We start from the raw sequence: 21,095 nt of genomic DNA on the forward strand, positions 1-21,095 counted from the left end.
AACGTTAACAATTCTCGCGGGCAGTTAGTAGTGAAAGGTTTGAGAATGTGCGCCAAATATCAATTTAAATAACTATAGAAACTAAAAATCACAGCATTTCGAGCTTCACAAATTTATGGTGTTGATCCGTCGTTAAACGAAATCGACCTTTGATACCAAGTTGGCTGAGAAATGGTCGCAATTTTGCCGCAGACAATTGCAGCTTCAGGCCATTCTCAGTCATAACAATCACGTAACTGGCAACACCAGAATAGTGTGCTAGAAAGGTTTGATAAGAAATATTAAGCGAAAAAAAATAGTAATTCATTGTGAATGGGGCTGTTAAGCCGCACCGAGGAGTATAAACGCTCCTCCTTGGCGCGACTCCTTATGATTATTGATCTAACGCCTTGGTCAATTTTTCAAAAAGATCGTTGGCTAAATTATCCAAGTTCTTTAATGCATCGAGCTCTTTCTTCATCAAGGTTTGACGATGTTGATCATAGAGGCGGAACTTAAGTAGTGGATCAATTAACCGTGAAGCAACCTGAGGATTACTGGTATTCAATTCTCGTAAGATCTCTCCTGCAAACTGATACCCTTCCCCTGTTTTTGCATGAAATCGTACCGGATTCATGGTTAAGAAAGATCCAATAAGGCTACGAATACGGTTAGGGTTTTTCATACTAAACGCTGGATGCTGCATAGTGCGTTTAATCACCAACAGCACATCCTCCGCCGGGTTTGTTCCTTGTAGTGCAAACCATTTATCCATGACTAAGCCATCATGTTGCCATTGAGCGCTGAAATCATCCATCAGTGTTTCTCGGCATGGCAACTGAGCAGCATTGGCTGCGCTCATGGCCGCCATGGTATCAGTCATGTTATTAGCTTGGCGATATTGACGATAAACTAAACCTTCACCCTGTTCTGTATAAGCGAGATAACTTAAACAGGTATTGCGCAAAGCACGCTGTCCAATCGCTTTATGATCAATCGAATATTCTTCTTGCTTCAGTAAGTGGTAAATAACACTCAATTCATCTACAAGCGCTGTAGCCAAAATGACTTTGAATTGATGTAAAACTTGTGCAATGGCATCCACATCCACCTGTTTATACCAACCAGACACTTCATTATGATTGGGTAGCGTCAGCATTTCAGCAACAAAAGCGGGCTCTAATGTTTCATTGAGTAGAATACCGCGGAAAGCATCAATCACCGCATCGGGAAGCTCAATACTTTTACCTTGCTGTACCGATTCCACATGGATTCGAATATATTTTGCCAGTAACATTTGCCCGGCATCCCAACGAGCAAACTCATTTGTTGCATGAACCATAAGAAAGCTCAGCTCTTGATCCGTATAATCATACTCAAGCTTAACTGGCGCTGAAAATTCACGTAATAACGATGGAATTGGTCTTTCTGGCACATTGTCAAAGACAAAAATCTGCTTGGGTTGTGTAACACTCAGTACATGATGAACAGCCTCCCCGTTACATTGTAACGGAACAATCGTTCCATCTTGTTGATACAGTTCGATATCAAAGGGAATGTGTAGTGGCTGCTTATCAGGTTGATCCGCCGTTGGTTCCGTTGTTTGCTCAACCGTTAGAGTATAACTCTCCGATGAGGCTTGATAATCACTGCTGATTTTTAACAACGGTGTGCCCGACTGGCTATACCAAAGACGGAATTGCTGTAAATCAATACCGCTGGCCTCTTCCATAGCAAGCACAAAATCTTCACAGGTTGCCGCCGTTCCATCATGACGTGAAATATACCGTTTCATCCCTTTCTGAAAATCTTGTTCACCGAGTAAAGTATGCAACATACGAATAACTTCACTGCCCTTTTCATACACGGTCAAGGTATAGAAATTATTCATTTCTATCACTTTATCAGGGCGAATTGGGTGAGACATTGGGCTGGCATCTTCTGCAAATTGTGGCCCACGAATAATACGAACATTATGAATGCGATTGACGGCTCGAGAACCAAGATCAGAGGAGAATTCTTGATCTCGAAAAACGGTTAACCCTTCTTTTAAACTCAGTTGGAACCAATCTCGACATGTCACACGGTTTCCCGTCCAGTTGTGAAAGTATTCATGCCCAATGACCGATTCAATACCTAAGTAATCCATATCGGTTGCCGTTTTTTCATTGGCTAACACAAATTTGGAGTTAAAAATATTTAACCCTTTGTTCTCCATGGCACCCATATTGAAGAAATCAACCGCTACAATCATGTAAATATCAAGATCGTATTCCAATCCAAAGCGTTGCTCATCCCACCGCATTGAATTTTTAAGCGATACCATGGCGTGATTGGCTCTGTCTAAGTTTCCTTTATCCACAAAAATCTCTAAATCCACTTTGCGTCCAGAGCCTGTAACAAAGTGATCGCGTAATACATCAAAATCCCCCGCCACTAATGCAAAAAGATAAGCGGGTTTGGGATGAGGATCTTGCCACTTAACCCAATGTCTACCGTTCTCTAACTCGCCTTCTGCGAGCTTATTACCATTACTTAATAAAAATGGATAAAGGGTTTTATCTGCTGTAATCGTTGTTGTGTATTTAGCCAGAACATCCGGTCTATCAAGATAGTAGGTAATACGACGAAATCCTTCAGCTTCACACTGAGTGCAAAAAGCTCCACCAGACTTATACAAACCTTCTAAAGCGGTGTTCGCTTGAGGGTCAATTTGAGTGATGATGGTTAAAGTAAACAGCTCTGGTAGCTGGTGAAGCGTCAAACTTGATTCGCTTTGGGTATAGTCTACCCAATCAACCCCATTCACTTTAACGGATTGTAAAGTAAGCCCTTCGCCATCAAGTACCAAGGTGGTGCTTTCTGACTGTTGATGAACATGAGAAACTGCGGTTACTAGAGTTTGGTTATCGTGGAGATCAAAGAATAATTCAATATCACTGATGGTATGCGTGGGCGCTTGATAATCTTTACGATATTTGGCTTGTGGGCTTGTCGCCATGGTCGAGATCCTTTTTGACGTAGTCACTGTGGCTGGTAAAGTTAATCACCTTTATCATTATCTTATGATCTTAAGCCTGTCAGCGTTAATAACAACCCCCAAAATAGAAAAAATACAGATATTCTTCTTGTTCCGTATCACGTGAAGTTCACCATCAACCTTTAAAAATGGGGGTTAAGAACCCTTTTGGCATGAAAATAAAAAAGCGGGCCTATAAAAGCCCGCTCATCATTCATCAAATAACCGTAAATTAAAGCTTGAGCATATCAACCATAATTGCCACTGATTCATTCAGATATGCATCTGGCGTTTCGTAGTCTTTAGGCACATCACTCAACTGAGCAAATGGCTTTTGACCTAAAGCTTGTTGGCGAATGTTAATACGATCTAACCGTTGTTGATCCGCCTTATCCATTTCATCTTTACGTATTTTTTCATTTAAAGATAATAAGTTATCATCTTTTTCTGCTTTATATTTTTCAATATCTTGCAGAATGAAGCCAAACTCACGATCAGACATCACACGTGTTTGATGCTGCTGAGTCAGCGTTTTTATCACTGGGGAAAAGTCATACAGCTTCTCGTATTTTGCTTGTTCTATACGATCCCAAGGCAAAGCATTATCTTCCACGCTCTCTCCAGTCTCTTCTGGATCAACCGGCGTTGGAAAAGCAATATCTGGGATCACGCCTCGATTTTGCGTACTTCCCCCATCAATTCGATAAAACTTTTGAATGGTGTACTGTACATAACCCAATTCTTTCTCAAATAAATCATAGATATGATTCAACGCACGATGCTGCTGTACGGTACCTTTACCAAACGAGTTTTCACCCAAAACAATGGCACGACCATAATCTTGCATTGCCGCCGCAAAAATTTCTGAAGCCGATGCACTATAGCGATTAATTAATACCATCATCGGGCCTTGATAGCTGATTTTCCCGTCCATGTCACTATTGACGTTGACACGTCCATAGCTATCACGAACTTGCACCACTGGGCCACTCGTAATAAATAGGCCAGAAAGCGCCGTGGCTTCGGTTAAAGCACCACCACCATTATTGCGAAGATCAACAATAATCCCATCGACCCCGGCCGTTTTCAGCTCAGTAATCAGTTTGTCCGTGTCTTGTGATAACCCCACATAGAAACTAGGAACTTCTAACACACCGATTTTCTTACCGTTTTCTTCAATAATCTGAGATTTAACGGCTCTATCTTCTAGACGAATCTTATCTCGAACAATAGTAACAATGTGACTTTTAGCTTCTTTCCCCTCAGGCAGTATTTGCAACTTAACCTTAGTGCCTTTTGGTCCTTTGATTAGCTGCACAACGTCATCTAATCGCCATCCGATAACATCAACAATTTCGCCTTTTTCCTGTCCGACACCAATAATTCGATCACCTTCCCCCAGTTGTTTACTGCTTGCCGCTGGCCCACCCACAACAAGGGAACGAATCACTGTGTAATCATCCGTCATTTGTAATACCGCTCCAATCCCTTCGAGCGATAGGCTCATTTCGGATTGAAACTGTGCAGCATTGCGAGGAGATAAATAGCTGGTATGCGGATCAATCTGACGAGCAAAAGCATTCATATAAACTTGAAAGACGTCTTCACTGTGTGTTTGTGTCAAACGTTTGATGGCATTGTTATAACGTTTGGCTAACGTTTCTTGAATTTCCGGCCATGCTTTTCCAGCCAATTTCAAGTTCAATGCATCAAATTTAACCCGTTGTTGCCACAATGAATCAACCTCGGCTTGATCTTTCGGCCAAGGCGATTTGGTGCGATCTTGCTCAATAAAATCGTCGGTATCAAAGGTGATCTCTTCATCTAATAAAGAAAGCGCATACTGGAATCGCTCAAATCGTTTACGCATGGATAAGTTGTAAAGATCAAAAGCAATTTGGTTATTACCCGCTTTCAACTGATCATCCAGTTGTAATGACCATGCTTTAAAGGAATCAATATCCGCTTGAGTAAAGAGGTTACGGTTATAATCCAACATTCCAATATAGCGTTCGAAGATAGCTTGAGAAAACGCATCATCAAGAGAGAAATGCTTATAATGAGAACGAGTAAACCGAGAGGTCACCCTCTTACTTGCCGTTTCATGTTGAATTTCAGGCGTTAAATGAGGAAGATCTTCAATTTTGAGGTTGGCTTCAAGAGCCTGAACAGAAAAAGCTGCCAGCAATAAGCCAGCAGCAATTGATGTTAATTTTGAACGGCATTTCATGCGTAGGAATGTCTCCTTTATGCGCGTAAGTGCTCCGTCTTCACAACCATTTGTAGGCCGTTACCGAGCTGGACACGCACATCTTCCTTATTAATCTCAACAATGGTCGCAGCCATGTTGCCTTTACCCATGTTCACGTTTACTTGTTTGCCAACACTGAGCTCATCAGCTTGTAAAGCGCGAGTTTCCACTGATTTTTTCTCAGCTTTGGGTGCAGAAGCTTGAGCACGACGAGCCTGAGGCTTTTTCGCTTTAGGTTTTGCTTTCGTCTCTTCACGCACTTTTTTCGCTTGCTCTTTACGGCGAGCATCTACTCGCGCTTTGCTCTCGGCTAATGCAGCTTGCGCATGTTCAACATGTTGCTCTTCTAGCTCACCGCAAGCATTGCCATCAAGATCAATACGAACCGCACCAGCTTTCACTCCATGTAGATAACGCCACGACGAAGTATACTGTCTTAGCGCAGCACGAAGCTGAGTTTTACTTACTTTAGGATCTTCATTAAGACGTTCAGCAAGATCTTGAAAAATACCAATTTTTAGAGGCTTTGCCTCACCTTCTAAAGTAAAGCATTTAGGGAAACATTCAGCAATATACGCAATCACTTCTTTGCTGTTTTTTAACTTTTCAGTGTTTTCCATGAGGATTCCTGGTTGATGCGGCTGGTCCGCGGGCATTAAATGTAAATATGTTCGGTATTATAGTGACCTGACAACGAAAAACCACAGGCAAAGATGAAATTATGCCTTGTTCGCGTGTGAATTGAGCAGCTTTTCTACCTCTGTCATTAAAAAAACCAATCCTTGTTGGTCTGTTTCTGAAAAGCGAGCCATCGTTGGGCTATCAATATCGAGAACTCCGACCACTTGATTATTGATAGAAAAAGGAATGACTAACTCTGAATTACTGGCCGCATCACAAGCTATATGACCAGGAAAAGCATGAACATCATCGACTCGCTGAACCGAATTCGTTGCAATAGCCGTCCCACAAACCCCTTGTCCTACCGGAATTCTGACACAAGCAGGTTTACCTTGAAAAGGTCCTAAAACTAACTCATTGTCGTGCAATAAATAGAATCCAATCCAATTGATGTCTTGTAACTCCAGATTCAACAACGCGCTTAGGTTAGCAAGATTCGCCACTATGTGAGTTTCTGATTCTAATAATGCGATGGCTTGCTTAGTTAAGCGTTGGTAATCATTTGTATTCATTTAAAATTCCAATTAAAAACTTGACTTAGTAAAGGGGATTTATCACGACGATAAAATGACGATATTCTACTTATCCTTCGCCATTACTAAATATTCTTATCTGCTCTACTGGAATAACTCAAGGAAAAATCTCTTTTTTCCTACCTAAATAAAGGAAAAGCATTGAGATTTCTCTCTGACAATCGATTAAAATCGGCTACACTTACTGGACATCATTATTGTCAGTTATTTCAACCTTAAGACACGACGACATGAATCCCCCATCACCATCAATCTCTCGTCCTCTGAATCCATTTGAACAACAAACCGCGCTTGTCACGTTAGAAACAAAAAGTGACAACGTCACTATAATCGTTTTAGAGTTATGATGCAGATAAAAGCGATCTCACAACCAGAAACTCCACTTGTTCGCTTATGTCAGGGTTGTGAACTTCCTATCAGAGAAGTAGAGGTTAAACGTGGAGAGAGTGCTTATTGCCCTCGATGTGGCACGCAGTTGTATCGTGGAGGAAACCCTTCTTTATCAGGAAATCTTGCAATAACCCTTACCTGTTTACTCCTCCTTATTCCTGCTCATTATTTTAATTTTTTAACCATACGTCTGGTTGGTGTGATGATCCCCGCCTCCTTGCCTGCTGGAATATGGGCTTTGGCTTCAGATGGTTATCCCGCATTAGCTCTGCTTATCTTTTTTTGTAGCTCACTAGCTCCGCTATTCGTGCTAAGCGCTATTGTTGTTGCTCATGTTGCCTTACATTATCGTTGGTTTAACGCTTTTCGTTATTCACTACTGATCACTCAAAAATTAAAGCCATGGTCTATGATCGACGTTTTTCTGGTTAGCGTGGCCGTCTCGTGCTTTAAGCTCACCGATTATGCGGATATTTTTATTGGGCCTGCACTCTATAGCTTAGTGCTATTGCAAATTTTAACGGTGTTACTCATCAGCCGTGTAAGCATTCAACGCTACTGGGAAGCATGGAAACCCGAGAACCAATTCAATACCGTTGCGAATAAACAGATGCACTGCCACTATTGTCATTTGTCACAATGTAAGCATGATCACTGTGTTCGATGTAGGCAACGGCTTCATCACCGAAAACCGCAATCTATCGAACGAACATGGGCTTATACATTAGCGGCTGCCGTGGCGATTATTCCTGCAAACCTGATCCCTATCTCCGTTTTTATTACCAATGGACAACGCTTAGAAGACACTATTTTTTCAGGGGTTGCCTCACTGGTTAACAGTGGTATGTATGGGATTGCTGCCATTATTTTTATTGCCAGCATTGTCGTCCCAGTCGTAAAAATTTTAGGCCTTATTTATTTATTGTTGGCGATTCAATTCCAACGACATCGGTATCATCGTCAACGGATGACGATTTATTATGTGATTAAATGGATTGGTAAGTGGTCAGTGATGGATCTGTTCGTGATATCTATCATGCTGACCTTAATCGATCGAGGTCAATTACTGGATTTTACACCCGGTTATGGCGCTGTCGCCTTTGGTTGTGTCATCATTTTAACCATGTTAGCGGCGGAAAGCCTAGACTCCCGTTTGATATGGGACTCGAATTCGGTTAAAGAAAAATATAGTGAGTCTTCTAATGAATGAGCACCCCATGAAGCAATCCCCCGTCACTCCGGAAATAAAGCCCCATAAAGGAATTTCACCCTTATGGATATTACCCATCCTCACCATATTGCTTGCTGGCTGGTTAGTGGCTAGAGCCATTCATGATTCCGGTGAACGTATCCAAATTTACTTCTCTAATGCTCAAGGACTTGTTGCTGGACGAACAACGATTCGTTATCAAGGGCTGGAAGTCGGAATGGTCAGAGAAATAAAACTCGCCCCTGAGCTTGACCGTATTTATGTAGAAGCGGATATCTACCCTAATGCAACCCGCTTACTCTCTAACTCAACACGTTTTTGGTTAGTCAAGCCCACGGCGAGTTTGTCTGGAGTTTCCGGCCTCGATGCGCTAGTTTCCGGTAACTATATTGCGATTCATCCCGGTAACGAAAACGAAGCGGAAGAAGAGCATCCATCGATCTTTTATGCGTTAGATAATGCACCATCAGATTTAGTCTCTAACGGTGGATTAATCATATCGCTACAAGCCAATGATTTAGGTGGTCTATCCATTGGGTCTCAAATTTTCTATAAGAAAATCCCTGTCGGAGAAGTGTTCAGCTATCAACTTGACGAAAGCGCTCAATCGGTTCTCATTCAAACTTCAATCAAAGAAGAATATCGACATTTAATTACTTCTAAGAGCCGATTTTGGAATGTCAGTGGTGTCGGAACCAGCTTAGGTTTTGATGGTATTGATGTTCATTTGGAAAGTTTAAGTGCTATGATTGGCGGAGCTATTGCCGTTGATTCTCCTGATGGAGGAGAACCCGTTGCACAACACAGCCAATTTAAACTTTACAAGGACTTAAAAACCGCAGGTCGTGGTATTCCCATCACTATTACCTTACCCGACGAAAATGGAATAAACCCATCCGGTACGTCGATTATGTATCGAGGTATAGAAATTGGCCAAGTTACGCACTTACAACTGAGTGATGATCACACTCAAATTCTCGCACATGCTGCTATTCAGCCCTCATTTAGTAACCTGTTAACTCATGGCAGTCAGTTCATTTTACAAGAAACTAAGCTTTCTCTTTCCGGTATAGAGAATCTTCCTAATCTTGTGAAAGGTAATTACCTCACACTGGTGCCTGGCGATGGTGAACGCACCCGTCACTTTACAGCATTACGCAAAGCTGACTATCAAAAGTTACAGTCTCATACGATCGAATTGGCCTTGATTGCAGAAAGTGCCTATGGCCTTAGCGAAGGTGCCCCATTGCTGTTTCGTGGCGTAAAGATTGGATCCATTAAAGCTATTGTATTAACAGAAAAACAGGTAGAGTTTCAACTCACCCTTGACCAGCAATATGAATCACTGATCCGTTCTCAAAACCGTTTCTATGTCACCAGCTCAGTTAGAGCAGAGCTCAACGCTTCGGCCATTAATGTGACACTGTCCCCAGTAAAACAGCTCATCACCGGTTCCATCAGCTTTATTAGCGAAGGCGATAAAAAGATCCAACCTCAATATTCATTGTATGCCAATCAATCTCTTGCTGAATTAGCCCAATATCAGCAATCTGGATCGCAAACCCTTTATCTCAGTGCACAAACACACCCACCAGTACAAGCAGGAAGTCCCCTACTTTACCGCAACTTAATGGTTGGAAAAGTGGAACGTTTCTCCCTAAAACCCAACGGTGTAGAGATTGCCGTTAATATTGATAACCAATATCGTCACCTCATTAGTGATGATACGGTTTTCTGGAATCAATCAGGTGTAGAAATTAACGCATCGCTGGCAGGTATTCAGGTTCAAGCAGGCCCCTTGCAAAGTTTATTACAAGGCGGTATCGCCTTTGATAGGCTGCCTGGTATCGAAAATAGAAACGGTCAATTCTGGAAATTGTACGACAGTTACCAACAGGCAGAAAAGTTTGGAGAGGCCATTACCCTATTTGCTAAAACAAACTCAGGTATCATTCAAGGCACCCCCATAAAATATCAAGGGGTTCAAGTGGGAGAAGTGACAAAAGTATTACCCAGTTTTACCGAACCACAGGTCACCTTTTCCGCACGAATTCAGCCTGAGTATGCCCCTTTCATTACCCGTTCAAACTCTGTATTTTGGGTAGCAGAAGCCAAAGTTGGGTTAAATGGGATCACAAATTTAGACAACTTACTCACCAAAACGATCGAAGTAAAACCGGGGGAAGGAAAAACCACCCACACCTTTACCTTGGCCGAACAGCCTTATCATCCTGAAGGTGTTCGTTTTTCTCTACAAAGTGAAGAGAAAGGCTCTATTTCCGTTGATACTCCTGTATTTTATCGAGGCATGGAAGTGGGTAGAGTCACCAATATTCAGTTGGGAGCCTTTGCTGATCGGGTCATTTCCACGATAGAGATAGCCCCACAATATGCCTATCTTATTCGTAAGAATACGGTGTTCTGGAATACTTCTGGGGTTGATGTCTCTATCGGTTTATCCGGAGCGAATATTAAGTCTGGCACCTTTGATAGCCTTGTTCGCGGTGGTATTGCCTTTTCAACACCGGAACAAAAACAACTTCAGGCCCCGGCGCAATCAGGCGATGCTTTCTATCTTCACCCCAGTGCACAAGACAGCTGGAAACATTGGAAAACCGCGATACCACAACCCTAGTAACAGCCGTTAGGGTGATTGCAACTTCTCCTCGGGCCGTGATGGGTATATAATCGCGGCCCTAAAATTTTCAACCGAGACTCCGTTTTGCATTCTAACGTTGCCCTACCTGAAGAATTTCTGTCTACCATTGCTGCCATTCTTCCTTCTCATCTAACTTTGTCAGACTTCATTCAAGCCTGCCAAAAACCATTACGAAAAAGTATCCGAGTCAATACATTGAAAAACTCGGTACCAGAGTTTATTGAGCGGGCAAAGAATAAAGGCTGGCAATTAGAGCCGGTACCTTGGTGTGAACAGGGTTTTTGGATCTCGGCTGACGAAAGTGAAGTCTCTCTTGGGAATACGGCTGAACATATGGCTGGATTATTTTATATCCAAGAAGCCAGTTCAATGATGCCCGTTTCAGCTTTATTTATGCAGCAAGAAACCCCTGTGAATACGGTGTTAGATATGGCGGCAGCTCCGGGTTCAAAAACCACTCAGATAGCCGCCATGATGAATAATCACGGTGTGTTAGTTGCCAATGAATATTCAGCGAGTCGGGTAAAAATTCTCCATGCTAATATCGAGCGTTGTGGAATACGGAACGTCGCTTTAAGTAATTTCGATGGTCAAGTTTTTGGTGGTTGGCTACCTGAACAATTTGATGCCGTACTGTTGGACGCCCCTTGTTCAGGAGAAGGCACGGTTCGTAAAGATCCCGATGCCATGAAAAATTGGAGCAAGGAGTCTGTACTTTCTATTGCCAGTACTCAAAAAAACTTAATCGAAAGTGCTTTCCAAGCCTTAAAAGTAGGGGGAGTCATGGTCTATTCAACTTGCACGTTGAGCCGTGAAGAGAACCAAGAGGTTTGCTGGCATTTGAAACAGATATATGGTGACGCCGTAAGCTTTGAGCCACTCGATTCACTTTTTGAACAAGCCTCTCAGGCCGTCACCGACGAAGGTTTCTTACACATATTTCCTCAACTATATGATTGTGAAGGTTTTTTTGTTGCTCGCATCAGAAAGCATGCTTCCGTTCCTTCGCCGGAAGTAAAAAAACGGTTAGGCAAGTTTCCGTTTGAAAAAGCGAGCCCGAAAGTGTGTGCAGAAATCAGTGAACACTTGGAAAGATCATTAGGCATTACCTTGCCAGAAGCCAGCACAGTATGGCAACGAGATAATGATGTTTGGCTATTTCCAACAGCACTAGAACCCATGTTGAATGAACTCAGGTTTTCTCGAATGGGAATAAAAATTGCGGAATCTCATAAGCATGGCTATCGCTGGCAGCACCAAGTGGCCTCCACTCTCGCCGAGGGTAATAGCATTCATCGTGTAACCCTAACAAAAGAAGAAGCGAGAGAGTGGTTTATGGGCCGAGATATCCGACCTCAACAAACCGTCGGTCAAGGCGAAACCGTTGTCTATTATGATGGCTATGCCATTGGGTTAGGCAAGTGGGTGGGGAATCGACTTAAAAATGGGCTACCAAGAGAGCGAGTCAAAGATAACAATCTCTTTTAATGCCAAACATCCTGATATGTGACGATCATTGCTCGGCCTTCTACCATTTTAGATAAAAATGGCATGGATTTTTTCATCAATATCCATAAGAAGGCTATACTTTAATGGTTATTCTCAAACAATGGAAAAAGATTCAGAGAATAATGCTGTTCCCTTATCAAGTACTTCCCCTAAGGCCCGAACCTCTTGTTCTGGGCCTTTTTTTGTCTGGGCATTAAACTAAACGAATCCCCTCTTGTTCAATGATAATTTTGCCTTGCTTAAACAAATTTCCAATGCTTTTTTTAAACGTCCCTTTACTGGTTCGAAAAGTAGCAAAAATAGCTTCAGGAGAAGATTTATCACACAAAGGGAGAAATCCCCCTTTCTTCTCTAAGGTTTCCAAGATTTTTGAACTCAGTTCATCCATCTTCTCTACCCCAATTTTCTGTAGAGCAAGATCAATTTTACCGTCGGGGCGAATGGCCTTAATGTATCCCTTCAGTTTTTTACCAATAAACAATTTTCCAAAAACATCGGAAGGAAAAATCATTCCCCAGTGAGCACCGTTAATGATGGCTTTATATCCTAGCTCTGAACGCTCGGCGATCAGGAGATCCACTTGTTGGTTACGCGTATAGTTTGCCGGAGTTTTATCCAACCACTTATTAAACTTAGTGGTTCCCACGATTCGCCCAGAAGCTTTATCGGTATAGACATAAACTAAAATCGTTTGCCCGACCGAAAAACGAGCACGCTGCTCACTAAATGGAATTAATAGATCTTTATCTTTAATCCCCCAGTTAACAAAAACACCCGTACTGTTGACACCATCCACCTTCATTAACCCCCATTCACCCACTTGAGCAATTGGCGTTTCCGTTGTCGCTGCCAGTTGGTTTTCTGAATCAAAAAACAAGAACACGTCAATAAACTGTCCTAATTCAATACCTTCTGGAACATAACGTTTGGGTAACAGCGTTGTACCAAATTCTCCTGCATCTAAAAAGACACCAAAGTCTGTTGTCTTTACTACTTCTAAACTATTAATCTGGCCAATGTTAATCATGTAAAACAGTCTCACAGCAAATTTGCAGAGATTATACGTGATCTCTGATATGCTTGCCCCATTGTACAGAGAAAATTCAGTAATTTTTTCAGGAGCTTTCATTGATCATTGTAGATAAACATGATGCCGTGACTTTAAAAATTTCTACCGAAATGTCAGAAAGTAAAAAATTGGATCTGGATGCCTATTTATTTATTCCTGGAGAGCTTGGTTTAACACCCGAAGTCATGTCTGAATCTGAGTTTTTCTACAGTTCTATTCATCAAAAACGCTCTTATTACAGTGATAAAATTCTTCTTCCCTTAGTCCATAGCCGACTGGCTCAGCGAGGTCGGCTCTCATCTGCTCAGTATCGTGTCAGCCTCAGTCTTTTCGCTTATCAATATGTCATTGCTTTAGATAGAGCGGTAAGCCAACTCAACTCAACGAGTGACACTGTCACACCCGATGAGGTGGATACCGTCATTGAACTCTCACTCGATATTCTTAAACGGCTACGGCGTACCATTCCTTACGAAGAAAGCATCAAACGTTATTATGCGAATATTGATAACTACCTTTCTTGGTACACTGAGCAAAAATTCCTTTCCATTATTGCTCACTTAACCCGCGACAGTGACTATAAAACCATTAAAGAGCGGTTAATCACTTTAGTTGAGAAGGAACAGGCTCATCGAGCGCTCAACCACTACAATTCTGCCAAAGCGGATACGGATATCACTCGGCTCAGTAATAAAATGCGTTTATTACGGCGTCTGATTGAGCATCCCATTATTCTCAATGAGAAAGTCACCTCTTTAGGCAATAATATGAAGCGAGCCGTTAAAGGGATTGCGACGGGTTTAATCATGGTAGTGGTTACCATTACCGCGATTTCTGCACGTGATTATTGGGGAGAAATTACCGCCTCTTTTATCATCGCTATGTCGTTTATTTATGCTTTGCGGGAAATTTTTAAAGATGATCTGCGTGATATACTTTGGCGCTGGATCCGCAAAGGCAAACCCAAGTGGCGTCGCCGCTATTTCGATCCAAGTACAGGTAAACAAGTAGGACAAAAAGATGAATGGCTCGATTATAGAAGCCTTTCTACACTGCCAGAGAAAATCCAAAATATTCGAAAAAAACGCGTTGTTCAGCGTGAAGAACAAATTTTGCATTATCGATCTGAAGTCGAAATGTCTACATCTCGATTTATGAGTGGTTATGAAGAGACCAGAGAGTCGCTGATGATCGATCTTCGGCCAATCACTCGCCTAATGGATAAGGGATCTAACCGAATTTATCAATTAAATAACGGCCAAGTTAGCCGCGAATCTGTCGAAAAACGCCACCTTATCAACTTGATTGTGAGAGAAAACGATCATCAGCATCCACCAACCTACTACCGTTGGAAAATTGTTCTTAACCGAAGCAAAATTGTCGATATTGAATCCATCGCACTGGATTAAGGCTTAATGCATTTTAATGATAACGTAAGCCAAAATTCCGCCATGGGTTCATCCCCATTCTGCGATGGGCAGGTGGCAATGATCTTTACGGCTTTATTGATTCGCTGTCCCGTTGCAAGGGTTTCATCCAGCATACGATCAATCACCTCACCTTCATCACAGTGAAAGTGAACCGCACCTTCTGGGCGTTTAAAAAATTCGGCTTTGACCCCTTTAAACGCCAAAGAAATCGGCTTTCCTCGCTGCTGAGCTTTATGCATTGCCATAAAGCCGCCTGCGACATCTGCCCCCACGGCCAACACACCAAAATACATGCTATTGAGATGATTTTTATTACGGCGTTTCAAAGGAATACGAATTTCTACGGACTGTTCATTTAATGATAAGATTTTTGGCCGACAGTACCAAATTAAAGGCACTTTTAGAAAACCAAAATAACTGAGGTAAAAATTCGCTTTGGTAAGAGTTGAAAGCATCGTCATTCATCCTTGTTAACTTGTCCGACCAGTAGATTCCAAGGTGAAAGAAATGTCAATTGAATGTTAATAAAACTAAGAGTTCCATGTTGCTTTTAGCCTATTACCATAAAGATAATGGCGTTTTTTTAACCTTCCCGATAACTTAATGAAGTATCGGGAAGGTTGTTGAATCGACTTTTCTCAGTGTTTAAAAATTATAGACAGATTCAGATTGTGCGGTCTCAGTTAGGAAAGTTTGCAGTTTAGGAAAGTCTTGTAATGAATAGGTTATCATCAACAGAGGCTTTTTCGCTTGATGGGCAGCTTTAATCACGACTTCAGCTAATAGTGTAATGGCTTCGCTATCTGGGTTGTATAGATAATCTAGCTCACTATTCGCTTTATCCACACCTAAGGTAAATTGTGATAAATCCTGCCAATCAATCATTACCCCATCAAAGTATTGCAGCAAACGATCAGCCAGCATCGCAGCAGAAGGGACATTACACACATACAACACTTTCAGCCCATTGAGCCCACGAGGTAGCCCTTGCTCAGCTAAACGATCAATAATGGTGGCGGCATCACTCAATGCACGAACAAATGGGACAACAATTTCAATATGATGCCCTTTCTCCTGCAATGTTTTGATCACGCGGCATTCCAACGCAAATGCGTTAGCATAGGCATGAGAAGCAAATCTAGAAACACCTCGAACCCCCATCGCTGGGTTTTGTTCTACTGGCTCTATGTCTCCCCCTATCAAAGTATGAAACTGGGCACTGTCTATTCCACTCAAGCAGACTCGAATAACCTTATGGTGCGGAGTAATTCCCTGCTCGATCCGAGTCACTAAGGTTTCGACAAAGTGTTCTTCGACCGTTTTCCCATCCAATAATGCAAGTAGTGAGTTTTTCTCCAACTCAGTTAATGAAGAATCTTCAACAGAGACCGCTGGATGATAAAAAACACTTTCGGCAATCAGCTCAGAAAGAGAAACAAACAAATCCGAGCTCGGCGTTTGGGTCGAGATTTGAGGTAACGTATTTCCTAGTACCAATTGTGGCAAGATCGTGGGTTGTTGTTCTAAACTCATTACAGCTCCGGTCATCCTTAAAATCGATAAGATTGAAAATACCGACATACTAGGGAAAAAACAAGTAAATAATTAAATATTTATCCACTTAAAGTGAATAAATTTTCACAAAATGGATTGTATTCCTTCCTTTTGTGCTAAGTGGTTTATTCTAGCGGTCAAATTCGTTATCTTTAGCGCTTCGCAATAAGAAAACAGGCAATCTTATGCCACTTAAAACAGATGAATTACGCACCCAAGCATTGGGTCCAATGCCAACACCGGCTGAACTAAGCCAGGCTTATCCCCTTACCGATGATATCGCAACTCATATCGCGCATTCTCGACAACAGATAGAACAGATTCTGACTGGCAAAGATGATCGCCTATTGGTGATTGTTGGCCCATGCTCGGTACATGATACCAACGCCGCTCTCGACTATGCACATCGTCTAAGCCAAATTCAAAAAGACTACGACAAAGAACTGTTCATTGTCATGCGTACCTACTTTGAAAAACCACGTACCGTCGTTGGGTGGAAAGGGTTAATTACCGACCCAAATCTTGACGGTTCCTACGCACTGGAAGACGGTCTAAATCAAGCGCGCCAATTACTACTCAATATCAATAAACTCGGCTTGGCAACAGCCACTGAGTTTCTTGATATGATCACAGGGCAATATATTGCTGATCTTATTAGTTGGGGAGCGATTGGAGCGAGAACAACAGAATCACAAATACATAGAGAAATGGCCTCAGCTCTTTCTTGCCCCGTCGGTTTTAAAAATGGAACTAACGGCAATATAAAAATAGCCATTGACGCGATCCGAGCTTCTCAAGCCTCTCATTATTTTTATTCTCCCGATAAAAATGGGCGAATGACAGTTTACCGAACCAGTGGAAATCCCTTTGGTCATGTCATTTTACGAGGAGGGGAAACGGGGCCTAACTTTGATCAAGACTCGGTTGAAGATGCCTGTCTGCAATTAGCGCAATTTGATTTACCACAACGCTTAGTGGTAGATTTTAGCCATGCCAATTGTCAAAAACAGCACCGTAAACAACTTGAAGTAGCGGAAGTGGTTTGTCAACAAATAGAGTCCGGCAGTTCAAAAGTTGCTGGAATCATGGCTGAAAGTTTTATTGTCGATGGTAATCAACCGATGGATGATTTAAATAGTCTCACTTATGGGCAATCCATTACTGACCCGTGTTTAAGCTGGGAAGACACCACTGCGATGATCACCCGATTAGCCCAAGCAGTAAAAGTAAAACGAGCTCGTAAATAATAAGGAAACAAAACCATGCCTTCTTTTGATATCGTTTCAGAAGTCGATACTGTTGAGCTGCGTAATGCAGTCGATAACTCTAACCGTGAATTGGCGACGCGCTTTGATTTTCGAAACGTAGAAGCCAGCTTTGAGATAAAAGATGAAACGGTCAAGTTAGTGGCGGAAGGTGAATTTCAACTTAGCCAAATGATGGATATCCTACGCAACAATTTAGCTAAACGAGGCGTGGATGTACGCTCAATGGAATTGAAAGATTCCGTTCATTCCGGTAAAAAATGGTATAAAGAAGTCGTATTGAAGCAAGGGATTGAAACGTTATTGGCCAAAAAAGTGGTCAAAATGATCAAAGATGCCAAACTGAAAGTTCAAGCGGCGATTCAAGGGGATAAAGTTCGAGTGACGGGCAAAAAACGGGATGATTTGCAATCGGTCATCACTTTATTACGAGAATCCGATCTAGAGCAACCTTTTCAATACAACAACTTCCGAGACTAACACCGCTATTATTTCCATTATGTAAGAATCCAACCTGAGCTCGTTATCGGGTTGGATTCTTATTAAGAAACTTTTATAACCCTAACTCTTCTGATAATGCTTTTATTTGCTCTAAATCCATTTGATGCACTCGGAGCATTTGATCTATCTGACTCAGCCTTGAGTTGGCATCATCTTGCCGATCACAGGCATCCGATTTTGCATCCCAAGATTGTCCTTTCAAGTAAATATCACACTCTTTTTTCAGATCTTCAGCCACTTTGAGTAATTGCTGCTGCTCTTTCTGCAATTGAGCAATCTCTTGTTTCACTTTAAGTTCTTTCTGAAAAACTTCACGAGAGCGCTCAAAGAGAACAGCTTGCATGTCCGCTTGGCGGTTTAACCGGGAATTTTGCGCATCGGCAGCTTGCAGGGCACTTTTCTGTTTATCCAACTGCTGTTCAAGCGAGAGATTGACTTTTTCCAGCTCCATCAATTGTTTCTCTACCTGTTGAAGTTTGGTCTGATATTCTTGTTGCTGAGCTTCAAGCTGTGACTGTAATGTGGCTTCCCATTCTTGTGCTATTTGCTCGGTGTTTTGCCGCTTTTCAGTCTTGCGTTGCAGGGCTTCATCTTGCCAGTGTTGAAACTGAGTCTGTAATGTTACATAGTTAGCTTCCCACTTTGCCGCGGTTAAAGATGCACCAATCAACCCACCAAGAGCCATCCCTAAAACGGCAGCAATAGCGATGTATAAATAGCTGCGTTTATCACGCTCTTCAATGATGACAACATCATCATGTTCATCTGTTTTTTTCTGATTCACATACACTCCCAGCGATACTTCAGCGGATTAATTCAGTCACAACAAGCGAAACCGTATAGAAAGCAAAACTTGTCAATAAGACAATTACCACCCATTTTTGAAGTTTGGCATTCGTTCCATAACGAATCAGCAAAAATGCTAAAACAATCAACACTCCAATTGCGATTAATCGACCCATCGTTCACTCCCTAGTTTCTTTGTATACCACTTACCTAAGCTTAGGCATAAAATACCTTTTCCACGTCAAGCGATGTTAATGATATTCGCTCTTCATCACACCGTTAGCTATTTCCATTTATGTTACCTAACGACGGCTTCCAGTTGTTTGGTATAACCTTTGCTATTTTATACCATTTATTGTTCCTCAATAGTCAGAGAAAAGTTGATTATCTTTATTCAGGATCAAGAAGTTACCTTCTACTAACCATCGAATTGCTCAATAAGTGAGCCATAGGCTCTGTGAACGAATAAATTATCTTTTCCTTTATATTTGTAGATGACATCACAATTTTTTTTCGTTAGTATCGCAAAGCAAATTATCACAGCATTAGATAATTGTTCCGATGAAGACTGCAGGAGAGAGGTTGTTAACCTATTTATAACATATAGGTCAAACAAACCCGCCGAAGAAGTAAATCTTTCAGGTGCTTTATTCTTCTTAGAAGAATTGCGAGGACTGTAGTTGGAGGAACCTCTGGAGAGAACCGTTGAATCGGTCGCCGAAGGAGCAAGCTCTGCTTACCCAATGAAGTAGAGTGAAACTCTCAGGCAAAAGGACAGAGGAGTGAAAGGTCATTTGATAAGTAAGCCTCTGGGCTTTCTTTTTTTGAGCTCTATGCTTTATCCCTTTCCTCTTCTCCTTAGATATCATTTATTAAGGGGAATACATGAGTAACCTACCATCACTGCTACAAACTATTGACCACTTTATCTGGGGGCCTCCCCTTCTTATTTTACTCGTCGGTACGGGTATCTATTTTACTTTTCGTTTAGGCCTACTCCAGTTTCGCCATTTACCCTCTGCAATAAAGATGGTTTTCAGTAAAGAACCGGGCGAAAAACAAGGCGATGTCTCTAGTTTTGCCGCTTTATGTACCGCTCTTTCTGCCACCATCGGTACCGGAAATATTGTCGGCGTTGCCACGGCCATTAAGCTCGGTGGCCCAGGTGCTTTATTCTGGATGTGGCTTGCTGCTTTATTTGGTATGGCGACCAAATATGCCGAATGTTTACTTGCGGTTAAATACCGGAAGGTCGATGACAAAGGGCAAATGGTCGGTGGACCAATGTACTACTTACGCGATGGCGTCGGGTCAAAAACACTCGCAGTTTTATTTGCGGTGTTTGCTCTTGGCGTCGCTTGCTTTGGTATCGGTACTTTTCCACAAGTTAACGCTATTCTCGATGCCAGTGAGATCTCTTTTGGTTTATCTCGAGAACTCTCTGCTGTCGTGCTCACGCTTTTAGTTGCTTTTGTCACCATAGGCGGTATTCAGTCTATCGCTAAAGTTGCTGGGAAAGTGGTTCCTGTTATGGCTGTTTTTTATATTGTAGCTTGTCTTAGCGTCATCATTAGCCATGCTGATCAACTCGTTAACGCCCTACAATTGGTGCTTGTGTCTGCCTTTACTCCGACAGCAGCCAGTGGCGGTTTCTTAGGCGCAAGTATTATGCTAGCCATTCAGTCAGGGATCGCTCGTGGTGTTTTCTCTAATGAATCAGGCCTTGGTAGCGCCCCGATGGCTGCCGCCGCTGCAAAAACAGACTCTTGTGTCAGACAAGGGCTCATTTCCATGACGGGAACCTTTTTCGATACCATCATTATTTGTACCATGACGGGGCTTGCCTTAATTTTAACGGGAGCATGGCAAAGTGATCTAGCCGGTGCGGCGATGACGACTCATGCTTTTGCCACAGGCCTTCAAGCGCAAACACTTGGACCCATGTTGGTATCGATTGGGTTGATCTTTTTTGCTTTTACTACAATTTTAGGTTGGAACTATTACGGTGAACGTTGTGTTGTCTTCTTGTGGGGAACCAAAGCTATCTTACCGTATAAGGTGATTTTTATTGGTTTGATCGCTTCAGGGGCTTTCTTGCATTTAGACTTAATCTGGATCATTGCTGATATAGTGAATGGACTTATGGCCATTCCCAACCTCATTGGTTTAATCGCTCTACGACAGATTGTCATCCAAGAAACCAAGCTTTATTTTGATGCACAGCTTCCATCGATGAAAAGAGTCAAAGCGAAAGCGTAA

The 21,095-nt window shown here is 42.1% G+C and carries 17 protein-coding genes and 1 riboswitch; of the genes, 7 read left to right on the top strand and 10 right to left on the bottom strand.

The window, feature by feature from the left end:
* Positions 1-88: 88 nt before the first annotated feature.
* From B5D54_RS03660 to B5D54_RS03680, 5 genes are all read right to left on the bottom strand, one after another.
* Positions 89-307: a DUF2835 domain-containing protein gene (locus B5D54_RS03660; RefSeq protein WP_078925124.1), complete on the bottom strand. Its 219-nt coding sequence runs from the start codon at positions 305-307 to the stop codon at positions 89-91.
* 66 nt (positions 308-373) lie between these two features.
* Positions 374-2,980, bottom strand: a complete 2,607-nt coding sequence (gene pepN, locus B5D54_RS03665; protein WP_078925125.1) for an aminopeptidase N — start codon at positions 2,978-2,980, stop codon at positions 374-376.
* A 250-nt stretch (positions 2,981-3,230) separates the two neighbouring features.
* Complete coding sequence (gene prc, locus B5D54_RS03670; RefSeq protein ID WP_078925126.1) at positions 3,231-5,228, bottom strand: carboxy terminal-processing peptidase; 1,998 nt, start codon at positions 5,226-5,228, stop codon at positions 3,231-3,233.
* 17 nt (positions 5,229-5,245) lie between these two features.
* Positions 5,246-5,869, bottom strand: coding sequence for an RNA chaperone ProQ (gene proQ, locus B5D54_RS03675; RefSeq protein ID WP_078925127.1), 624 nt, complete (start codon positions 5,867-5,869; stop codon positions 5,246-5,248).
* A gap of 99 nt (positions 5,870-5,968) precedes the next feature.
* Positions 5,969-6,442 (bottom strand): GAF domain-containing protein, encoded by a 474-nt coding sequence (locus B5D54_RS03680; protein WP_078925128.1) that lies wholly within the window; start codon positions 6,440-6,442, stop codon positions 5,969-5,971.
* 367 nt (positions 6,443-6,809) lie between these two features.
* On the opposite strand from B5D54_RS03680, the gene B5D54_RS03685 reads away from it, so the two are divergent.
* The 3 genes from B5D54_RS03685 (at position 6,810) to rsmF (ending at position 12,210) form a co-directional block, all read left to right on the top strand.
* Positions 6,810-8,063, top strand: coding sequence for a paraquat-inducible protein A (locus tag B5D54_RS03685; RefSeq protein WP_422398710.1), 1,254 nt, complete (start codon positions 6,810-6,812; stop codon positions 8,061-8,063).
* Positions 8,056-10,698 carry a PqiB family protein gene (locus B5D54_RS03690; RefSeq protein ID WP_078925130.1) on the top strand — a complete coding sequence of 881 codons (2,643 nt, stop codon included), beginning with the start codon at positions 8,056-8,058 and terminating at the stop codon, positions 10,696-10,698. Before B5D54_RS03685 ends, B5D54_RS03690 begins: the two co-directional genes overlap by 8 nt.
* Positions 10,699-10,785: 87 nt before the next feature.
* Positions 10,786-12,210 carry a 16S rRNA (cytosine(1407)-C(5))-methyltransferase RsmF gene (rsmF, locus tag B5D54_RS03695; protein WP_078925131.1) on the top strand — a complete coding sequence of 475 codons (1,425 nt, stop codon included), beginning with the start codon at positions 10,786-10,788 and terminating at the stop codon, positions 12,208-12,210.
* A 214-nt stretch (positions 12,211-12,424) separates the two neighbouring features.
* Here rsmF and B5D54_RS03700 read toward each other — a convergent pair whose 3' ends face one another.
* A complete protein-coding gene (locus B5D54_RS03700) occupies positions 12,425-13,258 on the bottom strand; it encodes a CvfB family protein (protein ID WP_078925218.1) in 834 nt (277 codons plus the stop codon).
* Positions 13,259-13,359: 101 nt separating this feature from the next.
* Here B5D54_RS03700 and B5D54_RS03705 point away from each other — a divergent pair, with 101 nt between their 5' ends.
* Positions 13,360-14,709, top strand: coding sequence for a hypothetical protein (locus B5D54_RS03705; RefSeq protein WP_078925132.1), 1,350 nt, complete (start codon positions 13,360-13,362; stop codon positions 14,707-14,709).
* On the opposite strand, the gene B5D54_RS03710 is transcribed toward B5D54_RS03705, so the two are convergent.
* Together B5D54_RS03710 and B5D54_RS03715 are read right to left on the bottom strand one after the other, a co-directional pair.
* Complete coding sequence (locus B5D54_RS03710; RefSeq protein WP_078925133.1) at positions 14,706-15,185, bottom strand: PaaI family thioesterase; 480 nt, start codon at positions 15,183-15,185, stop codon at positions 14,706-14,708. The genes B5D54_RS03705 and B5D54_RS03710 overlap by 4 nt on opposite strands.
* A gap of 190 nt (positions 15,186-15,375) precedes the next feature.
* Positions 15,376-16,263, bottom strand: coding sequence for a putative PEP-binding protein (locus B5D54_RS03715; protein WP_078925134.1), 888 nt, complete (start codon positions 16,261-16,263; stop codon positions 15,376-15,378).
* Between the two features lie 206 nt (positions 16,264-16,469).
* On the opposite strand from B5D54_RS03715, the gene B5D54_RS03720 reads away from it, so the two are divergent.
* Both B5D54_RS03720 and B5D54_RS03725 read left to right on the top strand, forming a co-directional pair.
* Positions 16,470-17,531 (top strand): 3-deoxy-7-phosphoheptulonate synthase, encoded by a 1,062-nt coding sequence (locus B5D54_RS03720; RefSeq protein ID WP_078925135.1) that lies wholly within the window; start codon positions 16,470-16,472, stop codon positions 17,529-17,531.
* 15 nt (positions 17,532-17,546) lie between these two features.
* The gene (locus B5D54_RS03725) at positions 17,547-18,029 is read left to right on the top strand and encodes a YajQ family cyclic di-GMP-binding protein (protein WP_078925136.1); all 483 of its coding nucleotides are present in this window, start codon (positions 17,547-17,549) and stop codon (positions 18,027-18,029) included.
* A gap of 73 nt (positions 18,030-18,102) precedes the next feature.
* Here B5D54_RS03725 and B5D54_RS03730 read toward each other — a convergent pair whose 3' ends face one another.
* Together B5D54_RS03730 and B5D54_RS17195 are read right to left on the bottom strand one after the other, a co-directional pair.
* The gene (locus B5D54_RS03730) at positions 18,103-18,834 is read right to left on the bottom strand and encodes a chromosome partitioning protein ParA (RefSeq protein ID WP_078925137.1); all 732 of its coding nucleotides are present in this window, start codon (positions 18,832-18,834) and stop codon (positions 18,103-18,105) included.
* 19 nt (positions 18,835-18,853) lie between these two features.
* Positions 18,854-19,012 (bottom strand): hypothetical protein, encoded by a 159-nt coding sequence (locus tag B5D54_RS17195; RefSeq protein ID WP_167514854.1) that lies wholly within the window; start codon positions 19,010-19,012, stop codon positions 18,854-18,856.
* 506 nt (positions 19,013-19,518) lie between these two features.
* Positions 19,519-19,624, top strand: a riboswitch (glycine riboswitch).
* A gap of 97 nt (positions 19,625-19,721) precedes the next feature.
* Between B5D54_RS17195 and B5D54_RS03735 the strand changes: the two genes are divergently transcribed.
* Positions 19,722-21,095 (top strand): alanine/glycine:cation symporter family protein, encoded by a 1,374-nt coding sequence (locus B5D54_RS03735; protein ID WP_078925138.1) that lies wholly within the window; start codon positions 19,722-19,724, stop codon positions 21,093-21,095.

The organism is Vibrio cincinnatiensis DSM 19608 (assembly GCF_900167345.1).
Lineage (GTDB): Bacteria > Pseudomonadota > Gammaproteobacteria > Enterobacterales > Vibrionaceae > Vibrio > Vibrio cincinnatiensis.

What these genes read in the sequence shown, in the direction of transcription:
- B5D54_RS03660 (WP_078925124.1), bottom strand. Translation starts at nt 307, where the DNA reads ATGAATTACTATTTTTTTTCGCTTAATATTTCTTATCAAACCTTTCTA.
- pepN (WP_078925125.1), bottom strand. Translation starts at nt 2,980, where the DNA reads ATGGCGACAAGCCCACAAGCCAAATATCGTAAAGATTATCAAGCGCCC.
- prc (WP_078925126.1), bottom strand. Translation starts at nt 5,228, where the DNA reads ATGAAATGCCGTTCAAAATTAACATCAATTGCTGCTGGCTTATTGCTG.
- proQ (WP_078925127.1), bottom strand. Translation starts at nt 5,869, where the DNA reads ATGGAAAACACTGAAAAGTTAAAAAACAGCAAAGAAGTGATTGCGTAT.
- B5D54_RS03680 (WP_078925128.1), bottom strand. Translation starts at nt 6,442, where the DNA reads ATGAATACAAATGATTACCAACGCTTAACTAAGCAAGCCATCGCATTA.
- B5D54_RS03685 (WP_422398710.1), top strand. Translation starts at nt 6,810, where the DNA reads ATGCAGATAAAAGCGATCTCACAACCAGAAACTCCACTTGTTCGCTTA.
- B5D54_RS03690 (WP_078925130.1), top strand. Translation starts at nt 8,056, where the DNA reads ATGAATGAGCACCCCATGAAGCAATCCCCCGTCACTCCGGAAATAAAG.
- B5D54_RS03700 (WP_078925218.1), bottom strand. Translation starts at nt 13,258, where the DNA reads ATGATTAACATTGGCCAGATTAATAGTTTAGAAGTAGTAAAGACAACA.
- B5D54_RS03710 (WP_078925133.1), bottom strand. Translation starts at nt 15,185, where the DNA reads ATGCTTTCAACTCTTACCAAAGCGAATTTTTACCTCAGTTATTTTGGT.
- B5D54_RS03715 (WP_078925134.1), bottom strand. Translation starts at nt 16,263, where the DNA reads ATGAGTTTAGAACAACAACCCACGATCTTGCCACAATTGGTACTAGGA.
- B5D54_RS03720 (WP_078925135.1), top strand. Translation starts at nt 16,470, where the DNA reads ATGCCACTTAAAACAGATGAATTACGCACCCAAGCATTGGGTCCAATG.
- B5D54_RS03725 (WP_078925136.1), top strand. Translation starts at nt 17,547, where the DNA reads ATGCCTTCTTTTGATATCGTTTCAGAAGTCGATACTGTTGAGCTGCGT.
- B5D54_RS17195 (WP_167514854.1), bottom strand. Translation starts at nt 19,012, where the DNA reads ATGGGTCGATTAATCGCAATTGGAGTGTTGATTGTTTTAGCATTTTTG.
- B5D54_RS03735 (WP_078925138.1), top strand. Translation starts at nt 19,722, where the DNA reads ATGAGTAACCTACCATCACTGCTACAAACTATTGACCACTTTATCTGG.